Origin of the sequence: Streptococcus sp. SPS1 (genome assembly GCF_030439915.1) — a bacterium.
In the GTDB taxonomy this organism is placed as follows: domain Bacteria; phylum Bacillota; class Bacilli; order Lactobacillales; family Streptococcaceae; genus Streptococcus.
This window is the reverse complement of record NZ_JAQFJG010000018.1, coordinates 1-14,860: the sequence shown is the minus strand read 5'-3', so window position 1 is coordinate 14,860 and position 14,860 is coordinate 1. Positions and strand designations below refer to the sequence as shown.

The following is a 14,860-nucleotide window of genomic DNA, read 5'->3' as shown; positions in this document are numbered from 1 at the left end:
TTTTTTTAACAGGCTAGGAAAAGCCCTATTAGACACCACGGATTTGTATTGTTCATCTTCATTATAAGCTAAACTTCTTTTTCTGTCATGAGTTAGCAGGCTCTGCCTGCTTAGAGTTTTTTTAGTTTTAAATATGTGATAGTTAAAGCGTTTGATAAATGTTTTGAGTAAGTCTTTGAATTCGTTTCTCTCGCTGATATTTTCTTTAGTGGTTAAGGTAAGAAAAGAAGTCGTATCATCAAAGTTACAATCGACTAGACGGAGTAAGTTCCACTTTGCTTCTAAGCGAGTTTTTTTCATTCGCTCCAGACGTTTTTCTTGTTCTTCTGGTGTTAGTTCGTCAAATGTTCTGCGTTTTGATTTTTCCTTGTTTTCAGCATTAGTATCTATAGTTGATTTTCCTTTTGAAAAAATTGGCTTTTCATATTCCCAAATTTCAATATAGGAAGCGGTGCGAATGATTTTTTTATTATAATTACTCATAAAAAATGCACCCTTATTATAGCTTTCGCCAAAAGATTGTCTATATAATAAATAAACTAGGAGGAGCAAAGCTCCTCCCTACTTCTATCATGTGATCCTAAGCACCGCTCCGCTAAACACATTTCCACCTTGCCGACTGCTTGTCGGCAGTTTTGCTTAGGTACATGATGAGAAGTAGCTATTAAATTTGTGGTTGTGGTAATTGTTTTAATATTTTGTCTGTTGCCCAGTCTGTTGAAATGACCTCAAAATGCCCTTGGTCATAAACGAGCAAATCTCCGTTACCAATAAATTGATATTTATTATCTTTGTCAATATATAATGAAAAAGTATCTATACCAATAACATTTTTAGAAATATCAATAGATTCTTTAGGGGTATGTCCAACAATTTGTTTAGGAAAGTCTTGGTTGGGAAGCAGTTCTAATTCTCTAAAATGTGCCCATAAAGGAGAACCCCCAAGAGCTTTCCCACCACGCATTGGTCCTATTGTATAAGCTAGAATATCTAATTCTTCTTCATGCTCTTTAGTATAGAGGTTAAAATGCCATTCTTTTGGGTCAAATATCAGATTGAAACCAGCATGGCTAACTAAATAATCATCTAGTTGATAAGCTACTTGTAAATTCAAATCTTGTAATAATTGTTGAATTGCGAAAAAGACCTCTAGATTCTGAATTGAGAAAGGAGCTTGTTCTCCCAGTAAATAATAAGCATCATGATTACCTATAAGATTAATTACATCTATTCCGTTTAGCTCTTTATCTATTTTCCAAGAGTATAAAAAAGTGAGGTCTTTGGCATAAAGTTGGATATTGTTAGTTTGACCATGTAAATCAACGTAATCACCAAGAAAAATGATTCTCTTAATATTATGTGTTTGGATAATTTTGTCAACAATGGGTAAAATCAGTTGAGATTTTAAGTGTAAATCACCAATTAATAATGTCTTCATATAGATTCCCCTCTTTATTTTTGATATTAGTCTAAGAATAGAATTAAATTCTGCCAAATTTTTTTAGGATGTTATTTAATATTGATAGGATTTTGTAACTGTATCATAGCAGATAACAGGTATTGTTTTGCTATTCTTTACATCTCCATCGATAAAGTAATGACTTTTACTATCATGGTAAATCTTACCTTGGTAAGTTTTATCTTTAGCTACTTCCCAAGAAGCAACATGACCAGAAACAATATCTTTTAAAAATCCACCAGTGGTAAGAGGAAATTTATTTGTAAACATCTCTGAACTCGTTAGCTCTTTCCAAAGCTTGCCAGCTTCTTCATCAATGCCAGCATGAACAAAAATTTGGGTATCAGTTTCATAATAGCGTTTATTCCTATATCGTTTTTTAAACCAGTTTATGAATGAGTTGAACTTGATATTATTTTTAATTTCATTTCTAACACCTGTTTCAAAGTTGTTAGTATTCGATTTAAAAATATAGTTCAATTCCTCCGGAGAGAAGAAACTTTTTATTGTTTCTGGAAACGCAGAAGCAGTAGGATTATCTAAAATCAACCAATCATAAAACCATTCTTCATGATTTCCAAAAAGTGTAATAATTTGTTTTGGATAAATCTTTTCAAGTTCAATTATTTTAGAAATGACTTGAAAAGATTGAGAACCGTAATCAATATAGTCTCCAAGTAAGATAAGTTTACTTTGTTTATCAGATAAATCTATTTTATCGAGCGATTTAATAAACTCATTGTAGTGCCCATGTATATCAGATACGGAATAATAAATTGCCATATAAGATTCTTTCTATAATCAACGTGAATTTACAGCGTATATGTAATTTATATAATTAGCAAAATCACCCATACGTTTTCTATCGTTATGAAACTTATCGAACCAAGAGGTATCTTTGTTATTGATTTGAGCCAAGCCTCTAATAGATATAAGGTTATCTCTAATTCTATTATGAATATTAGTTCTTGTATCATCAAGTGTATCTTGCTCTTCTTTTGTAAGTATTCGCCATTTTCCTCGCATTTCAGCATACTTCGCACTGTACTCGATAAGTTCTTTCCAGTATGCTTGAAATTCAGGGTCATAAATGTTTGATGATTTTATAAGTTCATCTAAAATTATTTCAGCCTGTTCAAAAGTTACGATTTCTTTGTCTTTTAGAAAATCGTTATAAGTAAAAATTTGCATAGTAAGCTCCTTTAATTTTTGAAATAATTATAACACATTATTTAGTAACTAGAATTACATTAGAACAAGAAAACCATAAATTTCCATTGTATTGACCTACGTTTAAATCTTTTAGAGTAACAGGACACGTTTTATTATTTGCCATTTCTTGAACAGAAGCAGTAGGGGATAATGTATTTACTTTGACTTGTATCATCTCCATAAAGAAATCAGAATCCTCATCTTGAATTGACACGTTAAGTCGTAAAGCTACGGGCTTATTAGTCTCTCTGTCTAATACTTTTGTATAGCCTTTTACTGCTATAAATTTGTTGCCAAGCAGTTCTGGCTTTAAAAAATCATTTAGCTTCATGTGTACCTCTTTTCTATCATCGCAGAGCGATGAGGAACAGATATTTTTGCTGAAAATCTATTGAATTTAAGCAAAAATATCTGTTGAAATTATTTTGACTTTGTTACGTATAATTGTAGTTCTTTTATAAAATCGAATTGAGTTGTATCAAGATAAGGGCTTTCCCAGTATTGGGCAGATTCTTTACCAGAGCCTTGTATATAAAGATAGCCTGAACCTTTTTCTTCAATAGGTTTTAACTTATCAGGAGTAGCCGAACCAAAGACCATGTGATAGCCTTCACTAGAATTAGCACCAAGAGCAATTCTCAATCCTAAATTATCTCTGAGTTCAGTACTTAAAGTAGTACTAGCATTTACTTGTTGGGCAGAAACTAGGATAAAAATGCCTGACTGTCTTCCAAGTAGAATGATTTGTTTAATCCCATCCATAACTTCAGTGATAATCTCTCTTGATTTTTTATCTGAACCTGTAGCTTGAAATGCTCCCATTTCATCAAATATAAGCCATACTGGCTTAAATCCATGGTTAGTAAAATTTGAACCATACTGAAAGTTATCACGCATGACTTGATATCGTTCCTGCATTTCCTCAACTACGACTCTCACAATGCGAGCTATATTATTTGGGGTGGTTGCTACGTATTTATTTCCAAAGTAATGAGACAAGCTACCTAGGTCAGAGTTCTTAGGGTCAGCTATATAAACTGTTGATTGACGTTTTAGAAATTCTAAAATCAAAACAGATATAAGCACGGATTTCCCGCTTCCAGTTCCCCCTGATACTAAAATATGTGGGCATTTGACAGGGTTATAATTTACACCATATCCTAAATCTATATCAAGGCTGTCTATCTCTTGTCTTTGGTTGTGAGATTGTAAAACTAATCTATCAGGTTTCTTATAATAAAAATGGTATTCTACATAGCTAGGTCGGATAATCTTTTCCTCAAGCTCTAGTTTAAGCACGCCAGAAAGTACATCATCAAGAGATTGAACTTTTTTACTAAATTCATCGCCCGTTATAAGAGCTTTGATAAGAACATGACCTTTTTGTCTGTCCATCTCGTATTCTAATACTGCACTTCTGACGATTTTTTCATAGCCTGAACTATCTTTAGATGTGGTATAAAGTCTGTTTGTGTGGAGTACATAAAGTAAGCTCTCACGTATAATAAGGTAATACTCTAAGTTATATCGAAAAATTTTTATTTTCAGATGAATTTTATAGATAATAAATCCACCTAAAAATATGAAGAGAATTTGAACAAAAGTTGGAGCTCTAATATTAACAATAGTGGAAAATAGAATGCAGGCAGAGATACTTAGTATCAGCCAGTGCATTATTTTTAGCTTATAACAGGAAATTATATTGTTTCTTGTTAAATCAGCACTTTGTTTTAATTTAAACATATTAGTTAGATACCTTTTATTTTATCGATGACCTCTTTTAGAACTTCGTAAAATCCTAAGAGCTTGATTTTTGCGAAATAATATGTAGAAATAAGCAGTGAAATACACCCAAGAACAAGAATAGAATTCGAAAGGAAATACCCTTGAGGGAATATAAAAATTGCTATGCCAGCTAATATAACAAATCCTAAAAGAAATAGATATGCTTTTAAATTATCACTCATTTTACATTACCTCCTCTAATGAGCAATTATTTTAAGGAAAACTATAAAGATATAGTTGCCGATAAAATAGCGTGGTCGGGGAAACCGACTTTATTTTGATAATCAGGATTTTCTAAGAATCTCCAAGAATAACACACATTAGAAATAGGAATATTTCCTATAATATGGTCTAATTTACAATATTTCCAAGAGTTCTCCTCAGACGGAGTATGTACAGTTAAACCTGCTTTATTCATTTCTGATTTTAGTAATGGATAGGAGTAAAATTCTCTAGGTTTACCTTGATAGGAATGAGTATCATCATTCTGCTTGAAAAAGCCATTATTAAAGTCACCTAGAATAATTGTGTTTTCATGAATTGGTAAATTGAAGATTAGCTTGTCTAGTTGTGTTTTTCTGTGTTTGAAATCTTCAAAAACATTTTCCCCTCCTATCTTGATACGAACTCCAATAATGTTTAATTCTTGTCCTTCAATTGTCACTCTAACGTGTAAAAAGTTTGGATTATTATCATCATTATCGATAGTAATGACTTGGCAATCATTAACTAAATCACTCTTTATTGCAATAAGAATTTCATTTCCAAAATCTATAGTACGTACATCTTCAAAGATTGTATAACCATTAGTTTGAAGGCTAGAACAGAATTGAGAATGATTATCTGTTTTTACATACTCTGTCAGACAGATAATATCTGAATTTTGCTGAGCTAGTTCTTGCGCAATCATTTCAGGAATTTGTTTTCCTTTTCTTGAACGTAGATTTATATTCCAAGTGGATGCTGTAAGTTGTATCATAAAATTTCCTCCTAAAAGTTAGTTCGCAGGAGGAGGCACCTCCTCCTGCTATCCTTCGAATCCATCAAAGACTTCTCCTAGTTCGTCTTCATCATAGTAGCTTTCCAGTTCCTCATAGAAGTAATCTAAGGCTTCTTGGTCAAAAAAGTTCATTGTTATTCCTCCTCTCAGTGTTTTTTGTACATTTTAATTGTACAAAATTAAAAGAAGAAAGTCAACAAAAAAGTATACTTTAATTTCCAAAATGTACAAATTTAATAAAAAAAAAGAATGAGTCTGGGACAAAAAGATTTTGATTTTAGGAATTCTTTATTATAAATTTTAAAAATCGATAGATTATACAAAAAAGCGAACAAGACAGAATTCTGAGTATCAGATAACTCGTTTTGTTCGCTTTTTATATTTAAGATTAGACTTTTGTTCCAGACTCATTTTATAAAATTATTTTTGAAATTCCATATGGTATCAGAAAGTAATTTGTGGTTGACTGGTGCAACGATTTCAAGAAGCTGTTTTTCTAGAATAGAGAATTTCTTGTCAAAATCTTTTTCAGGTTCTGAAATATCGTGATTTAATTGGGTCATCAATTCTGCTTTAAGAAGAAATTTAACACATACACCTAAAGTTACACTTTGAGTATTTGTGGCACTAGGTAATATTTCTTTATATTTTTTTATTCCTTCTGCTACTTCATCGGACAGTGCAACGTTCAATTTTAATTCCTTTTCTTCCACTGGATAAATATTTTTTAAAGAGATAGAGTTATCTTGTACAACTTTTGTCCAGTTTGTTACAGTCTTTGAATTTTGAAACGCACGCGTTAAAATGGTAGCTTTAGTTATATTGATACCTTCTGAAGTTTCATATTTCTCTTTTAGCATTCTTAAATAGTAAGCTGCTTCACCAGATATTCGGACTTGAAATTGTGTCATTATTAGTACCTCCGTATTGTATTATACCATTTGTACATTAAAAGGACAATGTATAAACGAATAATCTACCTTCTCGTTCAAGCATTTTTACAAGTTTAGTAATCTTGCTGAAGATGCATTCCATGTGTTACGTTTAAAAAAGGGAATTAAAGCAATCTAGTTCCTAAAAGGTTACTAAAAATAAAAATTTTGTTTTTTTAAATAATATAAGTGTTTTTTTATAACGCTGATTTTACTGGTTTATAAAGATATAAAAACTTAAACACTAAACTCAAAATCCAGTGTCCGCAAGGACGTGCCGGTTCGACCCCGGCCGCCGGTATAGTATAGCGATAAGGAACGTTGTAAGTCTTCGTTCCTTTTTTATATTATTTTTGGTATAATAATACTTATCCAAATTTTATTTAGATTATGAAAGTGTAGGGAAGTATGTCTCGTTCTATCGATTTATTAAAACATCGGTATCTGAAAAATATTAAAGAAAATCCTGAATTGTTTGTCGGGATTGAGCTGGAATATCCTGTTGTAAACTTGGAAGGGGATGCTACAGATGTTGAAGTTATCAAGTACTTATTCCGATATTTAGTTTCTTCTTTTGATTTTACTGTCGAAAAGGTAGATGATTTTGGCAATCCGATCCAGTTAGTAGATCCGATAAGTCAGGATGCTATTTTGTTTGAAGTTTCCTATACTACGATTGAGTTTGCATTTGGTAAGGCTGAAACGATTCAAGAGGTCGAAAATCGTTTCAATAATTATATGGATGTAATTCAGAGAAAATTAGGCGAATCCAATCATGCTATCGTTGGTTGCGGTATTCATCCTAACTGGGATAAAAATGAGAATTGTCCAGTGACTTATCCACGCTATCAGATGTTGATGGATTATTTGAATTTGAGTAGGAATTTGATTGAATTAGACTTACATCATTTCCCTGAATATGGTGCTTTTATCTGTGGGAGTCAGGTCCAGCTGGATGTTTCAAAGTCTAACTACTTACGGGTAATTAATGCTTTTACCCAAATTGAAGCAGTTAAGGCTTATTTATTTGCAAACTCTGAGTTTTCGGGTGCGGATTGGGATACGAAAATTGCAAGGGACATCTTCTGGGAAGAATCGATGCATGGCATCTATCCAGAGAATGTTGGGGTTAATGCTAGACTCTTTGATGATGAAGATGATTTTTTTGACTATCTAGATCATTCTGCGATTTTTACTGCGGAACGTGATGGACAAACCTATTATTTTTATCCGATTCAGGCAAGGGACTATTTGGCTACATCTGAAATCCAAGCATATGCTCTTAATGGGGATGAGATTCTTATTTACCCTCAAGAGAAGGATTTTGAAACTCATCGTAGTTACCAGTACCAAGACTTAACGACTCGAGGAACAGTTGAGTTTCGTAGTGTGTGTACACAGCCACTTGATAGGACTTTTGCTTCTGCAGCCTTTCACTTGGGATTGTTGGTTAATTTAAATAAGTTAGTAGCTTACTTAGAAACAGCACCTTTCTTTAAGAAATTTGATTGTGATTATAAGTTTTTAAGACGACAATTTTCTAAGAAAAAGCTTACAGATGAGGAAGAAACTACGATTATTGAATTTTCCAAAGACTTACTTATCCTATCTGAGGAAGGACTGGAGATGAGAAATAAGCAAGAAATGATTTATTTAGAGCCTTTGAAGAAAGAATTGGGACTATAATTTCTTTTATAAAGGGAGAATTTTCTGAAAAATCATGATATAATGGAAGAGACTATAGATAAAGGATAGAGAGTAATGACATTAGTTTATCAATCAACGCGTGATGCCAACAATACAGTAACTGCTAGCCAAGCAATTTTGCAAGGTTTGGCAACGGATGGTGGTTTGTTTACACCGCTTACTTATCCAAAGGTAGATTTGGACTTTGACAAATTGAAAGATGCTTCTTACCAAGAAATTGCTAAGCTTGTTTTATCAGCCTTTTTAGATGACTTTACAGCTGAGGAGTTGGACTACTGTATCAACAATGCCTACGATAGCAAGTTTGATACTCTAGCTATCGCACCATTAGTGAAATTAGACGGGCAATATAACTTGGAACTTTTCCATGGTTCAACGATTGCCTTTAAGGATATGGCCTTGTCTATTTTGCCATACTTTATGACGACTGCTGCTAAGAAACATGGTTTGGAGAACAAGATTGTTATCTTGACAGCGACATCTGGTGATACTGGAAAAGCTGCTATGGCGGGATTTGCGGATGTACCTGGTACTGAGATTATCGTCTTTTATCCAAAGGATGGTGTCAGTAAGGTACAAGAGTTGCAAATGACCACTCAGACTGGCGACAATACTCATGTTATTGCTATTGATGGTAACTTTGACGATGCGCAAACAAATGTGAAGCACATGTTTAACGACGTGGCTCTTCGTGAAAGATTAGCGGCCAACAAGTTGCAATTTTCATCTGCAAACTCTATGAATATCGGTCGTTTGGTACCACAGATTGTTTATTATGTTTATGCCTATGCTCAGTTGGTTAAGACTGGTGAGATTGTGGCTGGTGATAAGGTCAACTTCACAGTACCAACAGGAAACTTTGGAAATATCTTGGCTGCCTTTTATGCCAAACAAATCGGCCTACCAGTTGGCAAATTAATCTGTGCTTCAAATGACAACAATGTTTTGACAGACTTCTTCAAGACACGTGTTTACGACAAGAAACGTGAGTTTAAGGTGACAACTAGTCCATCTATGGATATTTTGGTATCTTCAAACTTGGAGCGTTTGATTTTCCATCTTTTGGGTAATGATGCGGTTAAGACAGCTGAACTCATGAATGCTTTGAATACACAAGGTCAATATGAGTTGACTAATTTTGATGCAGAGATTTTGGATCTCTTTGCAGCTGAATATGCGACTGAGGAAGAAACGGCAGCAGAAATCAAGCGTGTTTATGAGTCAGATTCTTATATCGAGGATCCTCATACAGCGGTTGCCTCGGCAGTTTATAAGAAATACCAAGCTGCTACTGGCGATGCGACTAAGACAGTGATTGCTTCAACAGCGAGTCCATACAAGTTCCCAGTGGTTGCAGTAGAAGCTGTAACTGGAAAGTCAGGGCTTGGCGACTTTGAAGCTTTGGCTCAATTACATGAAATCTCAGGAGTGGCTGTGCCACCAGCAGTTGATGGCCTTGAAACAGCTCCTGTTCGTCATAAGACAACTGTGACGTCTGCTGACATGCAAGTAGCGGTTGAGGCTTATCTTGGGCTTTAAGACAGAGGGAGTAAACTCGGTTGGGAAACCAACTGAGTTTCTTTTCATCAGGAGGAAGGATTGTTTAAGAAAAATAAAGACATTCTTAATATTGCCTTGCCAGCTATGGGCGAAAACTTTTTGCAGATGCTCATGGGGATGGTGGATAGTTACTTGGTAGCCCACTTGGGCTTGATAGCTATTTCGGGTGTATCAGTAGCTGGCAATATTATCACGATTTACCAGGCGATTTTCATCGCTCTGGGAGCTGCTATTTCCAGTGTTATTTCAAAAAGTTTGGGGCAGAAGGATCAATCTATGCTAGCCTATCATGTGACTGAGGCCTTGAAGATTACCTTACTATTAAGTTTCCTTTTAGGATTTTTGTCCATCTTCGCTGGGAAAGAGATGATAGGAGTTTTGGGGACGGAGAGAGATGTAGCTGAGAGTGGTGGACTGTATCTATCTTTTGTAGGTGGATCGATTGTTCTCTTAGGTTTAATGACTAGTTTGGGAGCTTTGATTCGTGCAACGGATAATCCACGTTTGCCTCTTTATGTTAGTTTTTTATCCAATGCCTTGAATATTCTTTTTTCAAGTCTAGCTATTTTTGTTCTGGATATGGGGATAGCTGGTGTTGCTTGGGGGACTATTCTGTCTCGTTTGGTTGGTCTTGTGATTTTGTGGTCACAATTAAAACTGCCTTATGCGAAGCCAACTTTTGGTTTAGATAAGGAACTGTTGACCTTGGCTTTACCAGCAGCTGGAGAGCGGCTTATGATGCGGGCTGGTGATGTCGTTATCATTGCCTTGGTTGTTTCTTTTGGAACGGAGGCAGTTGCTGGGAATGCAGTCGGAGAAGTCTTGACCCAGTTTAACTATATGCCTGCCTTTGGTGTGGCTACAGCAACAGTCGTGCAAGTGGCTCGAGCAGTTGGAGAAGATGATTGGAAAAGAGTCGCTAGTTTGAGCAAGCAAACTTTTTGGCTTTCTCTGGTCCTCATGTTACCCTTGACCTTCAGTATCTATGCTTTGGGTATACCACTAACTCATCTCTATACGACTGATTCTCTAGCTGTTGAGGCCAGTGTTCTAGTAACACTTTTTTCACTACTTGGAACTCCTATGACGACAGGAACAGTCATCTATACGGCAGTTTGGCAGGGTTTGGGCAATGCTCGCCTTCCCTTTTATGCGACAAGTATAGGAATGTGGTGTATCCGCATTGGAACAGGATATCTGATGGGAATTGTGCTTGGTTGGGGCTTGCCTGGTATTTGGGCAGGGACTCTCTTGGATAATGGTTTTCGCTGGTTATTTCTACGCTATCGTTACCAGCGCTATATGAGCTTGAAAGGATAGGAAATGCAAAAAACAGCTTTTATTTGGGATTTAGACGGGACTTTATTGGACTCTTACGAAGCGATTTTATCAGGGATTGAGGAGACTTTTGGTCAGTTTTCTATTCCTTATGATAAGGAGAAGGTGAGAGAGTTTATCCTCAAGTTTTCTGTGCAGGATTTGCTTGTGCAGGTAGCAGAAGAGCGAAAGCTAGATGTGGAAGTGCTAAATCAGGTACGTGCCCAGAGTCTGGCTGAGAAGAATGCTCAGGTAGTTTTGATGCCAGGTGCGCGTGAGGTGCTAGCTTGGGCAGACGAGACAGGGATTCAGCAATTTGTTTACACTCATAAGGGAGACAATGCTTTTACTATTCTAAGAGACTTGGGTTTGGAATCTTATTTTACAGAGATTCTAACCAGTCAGAGTGGCTTTGCGCGCAAGCCTAATCCGGAAGCGGCTACCTATCTGTTAGACAAGTATCAGTTGGATCCTGAGAAAACCTATTATATAGGTGATAGGACTCTGGATGTGGAATTTGCCCAGAATAGTGGGATTCAAAGTATTAACTTTTTAGAGTCGTCTTATGGAGGCAATCATAGGATTCAAGGGTTAGCAGATATTTCCCGTATTTTTGAGTCTGAGCGATAAAAAGATTGTGTCAGTTTTGTGACAGAGACCTAACAAACTATTTCAAGTAATCGAGTTTGTTACAAGGAATAGACAGTTCTGTTAAATAGGCCCGAGAGGGCTTTTTTTTTCTGCTTTTTTTGTGTTATCATAGACAGGTACTCATTTGAAAGAATGAAGAAAAGAATATTATTAGCCTCAACAGTAGCCTTGTCATTTGCCCCAGTATTGGCAACTCAAGCAGAAGAAGTTCTTTGGACTGCACGTAGTGTTGAGCAAATCCAAAACGATTTGACTAAAACGGACAACAAAACAAGTTATACCGTTCAGTATGGTGATACCTTGAGCACCATTGCAGAAGCCTTGGGTGTAGATGTCACAGTTCTTGCGAATTTGAATAAAATCACCAATATGGACCTGATTTTCCCAGAAACCGTTTTGACAACGACTGTCAATGAAACAGAAGAAGTCACAGAAGTTGAAATCAAAACACCTCAAGCAGCTTCTAGTGAAGAAGTGACAACTGCGACAGCAGATTTGACAACCAATCAAGTAACCGTTGATGATCAAACTGTTCAAGTTGCAGACCTTTCTCAACTGATTGCAGAAGCTCCAAAAGCGGTAGAAACTACAAGAACAAAAGAAGTGGCATCAAGTTCAGAAGTTACAGAGACAGTGACTGCTGCAGAAGAAGTGGCACCATCTACAGACTCTTCTAAGCCAGAGGAGCAAACAACTGGAACAACTAGTTCAGTTGAAGAAGCATCTCCTCAGGCAATGACTCTAGCTGAGAAGCAGGAAACACAAGCAAGCCCTCAAGCTGAGTCAACAGTGGAAACAACTACAACTCCAGTAGAAGAAAAAGAAGTCTCATCAAGTGAAGCTACACCAGTAGTTTCTACTTATCAACCAGAAGAGACGAAAATAATTTCAACAACTTACACAGCTCCAGCTGCGCCCGATTATGCTGGACTTGCAGTAGCGAAATCTGAAAATGCAGGTCTTCAACCACAAACAGCGGCCTTTAAAGAAGAAATTGCTAACTTGTTTGGCATTACATCCTTTAGTGGTTACCGTCCAGGAGACAGTGGAGATCACGGAAAAGGTTTAGCTATTGACTTTATGGTACCAGAAAGCTCAGAACTAGGGGATAAGATTGCGGAATACGCTATTCAAAACATGGCTAGCCGTGGAATTAGTTACATCATCTGGAAACAACGTTTCTATGCTCCATTCGATAGCAAATATGGACCAGCTAACACTTGGAACCCAATGCCAGACCGTGGTAGCGTGACAGAAAATCACTATGATCACGTTCACGTTTCAATGAATGGATAAAACCGATTTAGTAATATCGTTTTGACGAATGAGATCTAGCTTTCGTGATAGGAAGCGATTCTCGTTCGTTTTTTTCTTTGTCAATTTGAATGGAAAATGGAAAGTTATCATCTTGTAATAATCCAAGCAACATTCTTGCAATTTATTTTACTTTGCAATATAATTGATTAGTCAACTATTGATAAATCAAGAAAAAAGGAAAGAAATGATAGAGATTCAAGATTTACTTTATCAACTCCGCTTGTCTGAGCAAGCGAGTACGCAATTGTTTGAAAAAAGGCTTGGGATTAGTTTGACACGGTATCAGATTTTACTGTTTTTACTGGAGTATTCCCCTTGTAACCAAATGGCGGTTCAGGAGCGTTTGAAGATTGATCAAGCTGCCTTGACACGACATTTCAAGATTTTAGAAAAGGAAGGTTTAGTGGAGCGTCATCGCAATCCTGAAAATCAGCGGGAAGTGTTGGTAGAAGCTACGAAGTATGCCAAGGAGCAGTTAGTGGTGAATCCACCTTTGCAGCATATCAAGGTTAAGGAAGAGATGGAAAGTATCTTAACAGAGTCTGAAAGAACAGAACTCAGCCGTTTATTACATAAACTGCTCACAGCTTCCTAGACCATTGAAATCAGTGGTTTTTAGCATGTTGATCAAAAGTGAATACGAGATTGAATACGACTCTACTTTTAGCTGGAGCGGATGAAATCCATAAGCTGATCAACGACTTCAACACGTTGATTATCATTTATGTGGGTGTACATATCAAGGGTGGTTTGAACATTGTTATGACCTAATCTGTCCGAAATGATTTTAGCTGTAACGCCAGCTTCAAAGAGGAGAGAAGCGTGTGTGTGCCTAAAACCATGAGGTGTGATTTTTTTGATATCGTTATGTTCACAAAAGAATCTTCTAAGTCTCTCTTTCACAGCTGAAGGAGAAATCCAACCTCCGAAACTATTCGTAAAGATATAATTTGAGTCATGCTTGTAAGGCACACTAGCCCGAAAATATTCTTTTATCTGCTGACGCTTCCAGAATTTCAATACATTTAGAGTTTCATCATCTAAAGTGATAACCCTCTTACTCATTTTGGTTTTAGGGTCCTGAACAGTTTGTTTTTTATTAACAACGACAGCTGTCCGAGAAATGCTTAATCGTTTATTTTCAAAGTCAACATCTGACCACATGAGTCCAAGAGCCTCACCACATCTCAAGCCCGTAAAAGCTAGTAAATGATAAAAGGTATACTCTACAGGCTTACAATCTTCTTTGCAAACTTTAAGAAACTCTGTTAGCTCCTGTTTTGTATAGTGGTTTTCCTTGCCCTTTAATGGCCTATTTTTAGGCTTGATAATCTTGTCTAAGGGATTTGACTTAATAATGTCAATAGAAGTGGCATACTTGAAAATACGGCTGATGACAGAATAGTAATTAGCATAGAGGATATAGCGATTACTTAACTTGATAGCAACCTTTTGACAATAAGCTACACTGATCTGCTGGATTTTCATATCTGTAAAATACAAGTCAATCATAACATCAAGTTTTTTCTTAACGTTCTGATAGGTTGTTGGTTTCACAGTATTTTTATAGCTATCAAGCCATAATTCAGCGACTTCAGCGAAAGTAGGGTTCTGGAAATCTTCACTGTTTGAGAAACCATTCTCTTCAACGTCTAAGAGAAGGTCACGTTCAGCAGCTTTTGCCTCTTTTATGGTTTTAAAACCACGTCGTGTTGTGCGTTTTTCTTTTCCAGTTGCAGGGTCTATGCCCAGGTATGTTTGAAAGAGATATCTAGTCTCTCCTTTTTTTGTGATGTATTTTATTTGAAAAAAGACAGTAAAAAAGCGCAAAAAATCACTTCCTGTGCTATACTGTAATTGAAATTTTTTTAGTTTGGGCGTTAGAACTGTTTCCTCAGTCCTATCGCCTTTTCTTTTTGA

At 36.0% G+C, this 14,860-nt stretch carries 15 protein-coding genes and 1 pseudogene; 6 read left to right on the top strand and 10 right to left on the bottom strand.

The window, feature by feature from the left end; translation table 11 throughout:
* The 9 genes and pseudogenes from PCY12_RS09760 to PCY12_RS09720 form a co-directional block, all read right to left on the bottom strand.
* Positions 1–483: pseudogene (locus PCY12_RS09760) on the bottom strand (hypothetical protein); the annotation flags it as partial.
* A 181-nt stretch (positions 484–664) separates the two neighbouring features.
* Positions 665–1,438 carry a metallophosphoesterase gene (locus tag PCY12_RS09755; protein WP_301352729.1) on the bottom strand — a complete coding sequence of 258 codons (774 nt, stop codon included), beginning with the start codon at positions 1,436–1,438 and terminating at the stop codon, positions 665–667.
* Positions 1,439–1,513: 75 nt separating this feature from the next.
* Entirely contained in the window at positions 1,514–2,242 is a 729-nt protein-coding gene (locus PCY12_RS09750) for a metallophosphoesterase (RefSeq protein WP_033705232.1), read from the bottom strand.
* 18 nt (positions 2,243–2,260) lie between these two features.
* Complete coding sequence (locus tag PCY12_RS09745; protein ID WP_001165436.1) at positions 2,261–2,650, bottom strand: hypothetical protein; 390 nt, start codon at positions 2,648–2,650, stop codon at positions 2,261–2,263.
* 37 nt (positions 2,651–2,687) lie between these two features.
* The gene (locus PCY12_RS09740) at positions 2,688–3,002 is read right to left on the bottom strand and encodes a hypothetical protein (RefSeq protein WP_301352728.1); all 315 of its coding nucleotides are present in this window, start codon (positions 3,000–3,002) and stop codon (positions 2,688–2,690) included.
* Positions 3,003–3,091: 89 nt separating this feature from the next.
* Complete coding sequence (locus PCY12_RS09735; RefSeq protein ID WP_301352727.1) at positions 3,092–4,414, bottom strand: FtsK/SpoIIIE domain-containing protein; 1,323 nt, start codon at positions 4,412–4,414, stop codon at positions 3,092–3,094.
* A 5-nt stretch (positions 4,415–4,419) separates the two neighbouring features.
* Positions 4,420–4,638: a hypothetical protein gene (locus PCY12_RS09730; RefSeq protein WP_301352725.1), complete on the bottom strand. Its 219-nt coding sequence runs from the start codon at positions 4,636–4,638 to the stop codon at positions 4,420–4,422.
* A 41-nt stretch (positions 4,639–4,679) separates the two neighbouring features.
* On the bottom strand, positions 4,680–5,435 hold the full coding sequence (locus PCY12_RS09725; protein WP_000615495.1) for an endonuclease/exonuclease/phosphatase family protein: 756 nt from the start codon (positions 5,433–5,435) through the stop codon (positions 4,680–4,682).
* 428 nt (positions 5,436–5,863) lie between these two features.
* Complete coding sequence (locus PCY12_RS09720; protein WP_000191545.1) at positions 5,864–6,367, bottom strand: hypothetical protein; 504 nt, start codon at positions 6,365–6,367, stop codon at positions 5,864–5,866.
* A 429-nt stretch (positions 6,368–6,796) separates the two neighbouring features.
* Here PCY12_RS09720 and PCY12_RS09715 point away from each other — a divergent pair, with 429 nt between their 5' ends.
* The 6 genes from PCY12_RS09715 to PCY12_RS09690 all read left to right on the top strand — a co-directional run bounded on the left by PCY12_RS09715 (position 6,797) and on the right by PCY12_RS09690 (position 13,535).
* Positions 6,797–8,074 carry a gamma-glutamylcysteine synthetase gene (locus tag PCY12_RS09715; RefSeq protein WP_301352723.1) on the top strand — a complete coding sequence of 426 codons (1,278 nt, stop codon included), beginning with the start codon at positions 6,797–6,799 and terminating at the stop codon, positions 8,072–8,074.
* A 75-nt stretch (positions 8,075–8,149) separates the two neighbouring features.
* Positions 8,150–9,634: a threonine synthase gene (thrC, locus tag PCY12_RS09710; protein ID WP_301352722.1), complete on the top strand. Its 1,485-nt coding sequence runs from the start codon at positions 8,150–8,152 to the stop codon at positions 9,632–9,634.
* Positions 9,635–9,694: 60 nt separating this feature from the next.
* Positions 9,695–10,975 carry an MATE family efflux transporter gene (locus tag PCY12_RS09705; RefSeq protein ID WP_301352721.1) on the top strand — a complete coding sequence of 427 codons (1,281 nt, stop codon included), beginning with the start codon at positions 9,695–9,697 and terminating at the stop codon, positions 10,973–10,975.
* A gap of 3 nt (positions 10,976–10,978) precedes the next feature.
* Positions 10,979–11,602: an HAD family hydrolase gene (locus PCY12_RS09700; protein WP_175880476.1), complete on the top strand. Its 624-nt coding sequence runs from the start codon at positions 10,979–10,981 to the stop codon at positions 11,600–11,602.
* A 153-nt stretch (positions 11,603–11,755) separates the two neighbouring features.
* Positions 11,756–12,919, top strand: a complete 1,164-nt coding sequence (locus tag PCY12_RS09695) for a LysM peptidoglycan-binding domain-containing protein (RefSeq protein ID WP_301352720.1) — start codon at positions 11,756–11,758, stop codon at positions 12,917–12,919.
* Between the two features lie 205 nt (positions 12,920–13,124).
* Positions 13,125–13,535: a MarR family winged helix-turn-helix transcriptional regulator gene (locus tag PCY12_RS09690; protein ID WP_301352718.1), complete on the top strand. Its 411-nt coding sequence runs from the start codon at positions 13,125–13,127 to the stop codon at positions 13,533–13,535.
* Between the two features lie 68 nt (positions 13,536–13,603).
* Here the strand turns inward: PCY12_RS09690 and PCY12_RS09685 are convergent, their stop codons facing one another.
* Positions 13,604–14,770: a site-specific integrase gene (locus tag PCY12_RS09685; protein ID WP_301352717.1), complete on the bottom strand. Its 1,167-nt coding sequence runs from the start codon at positions 14,768–14,770 to the stop codon at positions 13,604–13,606.
* Between the last annotated feature and the right edge of the window lie 90 nt (positions 14,771–14,860).

What these genes read in the sequence shown, in the direction of transcription:
- PCY12_RS09690 (WP_301352718.1), top strand. Translation starts at nt 13,125, where the DNA reads ATGATAGAGATTCAAGATTTACTTTATCAACTCCGCTTGTCTGAGCAA.
- PCY12_RS09700 (WP_175880476.1), top strand. Translation starts at nt 10,979, where the DNA reads ATGCAAAAAACAGCTTTTATTTGGGATTTAGACGGGACTTTATTGGAC.
- PCY12_RS09725 (WP_000615495.1), bottom strand. Translation starts at nt 5,435, where the DNA reads ATGATACAACTTACAGCATCCACTTGGAATATAAATCTACGTTCAAGA.
- PCY12_RS09695 (WP_301352720.1), top strand. Translation starts at nt 11,756, where the DNA reads ATGAAGAAAAGAATATTATTAGCCTCAACAGTAGCCTTGTCATTTGCC.
- PCY12_RS09735 (WP_301352727.1), bottom strand. Translation starts at nt 4,414, where the DNA reads ATGTTTAAATTAAAACAAAGTGCTGATTTAACAAGAAACAATATAATT.
- PCY12_RS09740 (WP_301352728.1), bottom strand. Translation starts at nt 3,002, where the DNA reads ATGAAGCTAAATGATTTTTTAAAGCCAGAACTGCTTGGCAACAAATTT.
- PCY12_RS09750 (WP_033705232.1), bottom strand. Translation starts at nt 2,242, where the DNA reads ATGGCAATTTATTATTCCGTATCTGATATACATGGGCACTACAATGAG.
- thrC (WP_301352722.1), top strand. Translation starts at nt 8,150, where the DNA reads ATGACATTAGTTTATCAATCAACGCGTGATGCCAACAATACAGTAACT.
- PCY12_RS09745 (WP_001165436.1), bottom strand. Translation starts at nt 2,650, where the DNA reads ATGCAAATTTTTACTTATAACGATTTTCTAAAAGACAAAGAAATCGTA.
- PCY12_RS09730 (WP_301352725.1), bottom strand. Translation starts at nt 4,638, where the DNA reads ATGAGTGATAATTTAAAAGCATATCTATTTCTTTTAGGATTTGTTATA.
- PCY12_RS09715 (WP_301352723.1), top strand. Translation starts at nt 6,797, where the DNA reads ATGTCTCGTTCTATCGATTTATTAAAACATCGGTATCTGAAAAATATT.
- PCY12_RS09720 (WP_000191545.1), bottom strand. Translation starts at nt 6,367, where the DNA reads ATGACACAATTTCAAGTCCGAATATCTGGTGAAGCAGCTTACTATTTA.
- PCY12_RS09755 (WP_301352729.1), bottom strand. Translation starts at nt 1,438, where the DNA reads ATGAAGACATTATTAATTGGTGATTTACACTTAAAATCTCAACTGATT.